The following is a 3,370-nucleotide window of genomic DNA, read 5'->3' as shown; positions in this document are numbered from 1 at the left end:
ACACTGTAAAAGGGGGCGCCGGCTTCCTCCAGCTCAACGAGCTGGTGGAGTGCTGCCACATCGCCGAGAACGTGTTCGACATCCTGCGCAAGGGCGAACGTCGCGTTGACTCGGAATTGATGGACGTGGTTCTCGAAGCACTGGACGCGGTGAACAGCATGTTCAGCGAAGTCCGCGAGCGTGGCCCGATCACGGCTGCCACGCCAGAATTACTCGCGGCACTGGCCCGTCTGGCCGAGCCGCAATCGGCTGACGAGGCAGCGCCAGCACCCGTCGCCGAAGTGGTTGAAGAACCTGCCGCTCAAAGCGAGTCAGGCGACATCACCGACAATGAATTCGAACAACTGCTGGATTCGCTGAACGCCGTCAAGGCCCAGGCCGAGGCGCCGGCGGCTGCTCCAGCGCCCGCCGCCGATACCGCGGCCAGCGACGAAATCACCGACGCCGAGTTCGAGTCGTTGCTCGACCAGTTGCACGGTAAAGGCCAGTTTGCCGTTGATGCGGTGGCACCGGCGGCCCCTGCCGCGCCGCAGGCTCCGAAAGCCGCGGGCGACAGTTCTGACATCACCGACGACGAATTCGAAGCACTGCTCGACCAACTGCACGGCAAGGGCAACTTTGCCGTGGATGCGCTGGAATCGGCCATCGCTTCGGTGCCGACGCCTGCTGCGCCAATCGCTGCGGCGGCCGGCAGTGACTTGATTACCGATCACGAATTCGAATCGCTGCTCGACGAATTGCACGGCAAGGGCAAGTTCACTGAAGTGGGCGCCACGGCTGGCACGGCAACCGGCGCGAGCGCCTCGGTTGCGGCGCCTGTCGCCAAGGCTGCGGCACCGAAGCCGGTGGCCAAGGCTCCTGAACCGAAGGCCGAAGCCGCGAAGCCGGCACCTGCCGCCGCTGCACCGGCTCCGGCCCGTGCCGCGGCCGCGCCGCCCGCGGAAAAGCCTGCCAGCGAAGCCGAGACCACTGTGCGGGTCGACACCGCGCGTCTCGACGAAATCATGAACATGGTTGGCGAGCTGGTGCTGGTGCGTAACCGCCTGGTCCGCCTGGGTGCCAACAGCGCCGACGAAGCCATGTCCAAAGCCGTGTCCAACCTCGACGTGGTCACGGCCGATCTGCAAACCGCGGTCATGAAGACCCGGATGCAACCGATCAAGAAAGTCTTCGGGCGCTTCCCGCGCCTGGTTCGCGACCTGGCGCGCCAGCTCAAGAAAGAGATCAACCTGGAGCTGGTCGGCGAAGAGACCGACCTCGACAAGAACCTCGTCGAGGCCTTGGCCGATCCGTTGGTCCACTTGGTGCGCAACGCGGTCGACCACGGCATCGAGTCGCCGGAAGAACGCGAAGCCTCGGGCAAGGCCCGTGGCGGCAAGGTAATTCTCGCCGCGGAACAGGAAGGCGATCACATCCTGTTGTCGATCTCCGATGACGGCAAGGGCATGGACCCGAACGTGTTGCGTTCGATCGCGGTAAAACGCGGTGTGATGGACAAGGACGCGGCCGATCGACTGAGCGATACCGAGTGCTACAACCTGATTTTCGCCCCGGGTTTCTCGACCAAGACCGAGATCTCCGACGTGTCGGGTCGTGGCGTGGGCATGGACGTGGTGAAAACCAAGATTTCCCAGCTCAACGGTTCGATCAATATTTTCTCGGCCAAGGGCCAGGGTTCGAAGATCGTCATCAAGGTGCCGTTGACCCTGGCGATCATGCCGACGCTGATGGTCATGCTCGGCAACCAGGCGTTCGCCTTTCCGCTGGTGAACGTCAACGAGATCTTCCACCTCGACCTGTCGACCACCAACGTGGTGGACGGCCAGGAAGTGGTGATCGTGCGGGACAAGGCGCTGCCGTTGTTCTACCTCAAGCGCTGGCTGGTCAGCTCCGCCGCTCACGAAGAGCAGCGCGAAGGCCATGTGGTGATCCTTTCGGTGGGTACCCAGCGGATCGGCTTCGTCGTCGATCAACTGGTGGGCCAGGAAGAAGTGGTCATCAAGCCATTGGGCAAAATGCTCCAGGGAACCCCGGGCATGTCGGGCGCCACCATCACCGGTGACGGTCGCATTGCGCTGATCCTCGATGTCCCGAGCATGCTCAAGCGTTACGCCGCACGGCGTATTTGATTCTGGTGGAGCGGGGCGACTGAGCCTCGCTCCGCCTAACGGAGTGTTTATGGCAGTCAAAGTCCTGGTGGTGGATGATTCGGGGTTTTTCCGCCGCCGCGTCTCGGAAATTCTTTCAGCGGATTCGAATATCCAGGTCGTCGGTACCGCGACCAACGGAAAAGAGGCGATCGATCAGGCGCTGGCTCTCAAGCCGGACGTGATCACCATGGACTACGAGATGCCAATGATGGACGGCATCACGGCGGTGCGGCACATCATGCAGCGCTGTCCGACCCCGGTCTTGATGTTTTCCTCGCTGACCCACGAAGGCGCCCGGGTTACCCTCGATGCGCTGGACGCCGGCGCGGTGGATTTCCTGCCGAAGAATTTCGAAGACATCTCGCGCAATCCCGAGAAGGTCAAGCAACTGCTGTGCGAAAAGATTCTGAGCATTTCGCGCAGCAACCGTCGTGTCAGCGCCTACAGTGCACCGGCTCCGGTGGCCGCACCGGCTCCGACGCCTACGCCTTCCACAAGCAGTTACGGCAGCAGCGCAGCTGTGCGTCCGGCACCGGCTCCGATTCCGGTGCGTACCCATGCGCCCACGCAGCCATCACCGGCGCCAAAACGCAAAGCCTACAAACTGGTGGCCATCGGTACGTCTACCGGCGGCCCGGTTGCCTTGCAGCGGGTGCTGACCCAATTGCCGGCCAACTTCCCGGCGCCGATCGTGCTGATCCAGCACATGCCCGCTGCGTTCACCAAGGCGTTCGCCGAGCGTCTGGACAAACTCTGCCGCATCAGCGTCAAGGAAGCCGAGGACGGCGATATCCTGCGTCCTGGCCTGGCCCTGCTCGCACCGGGCGGCAAGCAAATGATGATCGACGGCCGTGGGGCGGTGAAAATCCTCCCGGGCGACGAGCGTTTGAATTACAAACCGTGCGTCGATATCACCTTCGGTTCGGCGGCCAAGTCCTACGGTGACAAAGTTCTGGCGGTGGTGTTGACCGGCATGGGCGCCGATGGTCGCGAGGGCGCGCGCCTGCTCAAGCAGGGCGGCAGTTCGATCTGGGCGCAGGATGAAGCCAGCTGCGTGATCTACGGCATGCCGATGGCCATCGTCAAAGCCGAACTCGCTGACGCGGTGTACAGCCTGGACGACATTGGCCGGCACATCGTCGAGGCGTGTATCTGATGGATGTTCTCAGCCTTATCGGCATCATCATGGCGTTCGTCGCCATCATCGGCGGCAACTACCT

General features: G+C 62.8%; 2 protein-coding genes. Both read left to right on the top strand.

Going from position 1 to position 3,370, the window contains the following annotated elements; translation table 11 throughout:
• A partial coding sequence (locus D8V06_RS00815) for a chemotaxis protein CheA (protein ID WP_130930272.1) occupies positions 1-2,129 on the top strand: 2,129 nt, incomplete at its 5' end.
• Between the two features lie 49 nt (positions 2,130-2,178).
• Complete coding sequence (locus tag D8V06_RS00810; protein ID WP_130930271.1) at positions 2,179-3,306, top strand: chemotaxis response regulator protein-glutamate methylesterase; 1,128 nt, start codon at positions 2,179-2,181, stop codon at positions 3,304-3,306.
• Positions 3,307-3,370 lie beyond the last annotated feature (64 nt).

This window comes from Pseudomonas sp. Sample_24 (assembly GCF_004307605.1).
Lineage (GTDB): Bacteria > Pseudomonadota > Gammaproteobacteria > Pseudomonadales > Pseudomonadaceae > Aquipseudomonas.
The sequence above is the reverse complement of the archived record's forward strand: the minus strand, read 5'-3'. Positions and strand labels throughout refer to the sequence as shown.

What these genes read in the sequence shown, in the direction of transcription:
- D8V06_RS00810 (WP_130930271.1), top strand. Translation starts at nt 2,179, where the DNA reads ATGGCAGTCAAAGTCCTGGTGGTGGATGATTCGGGGTTTTTCCGCCGC.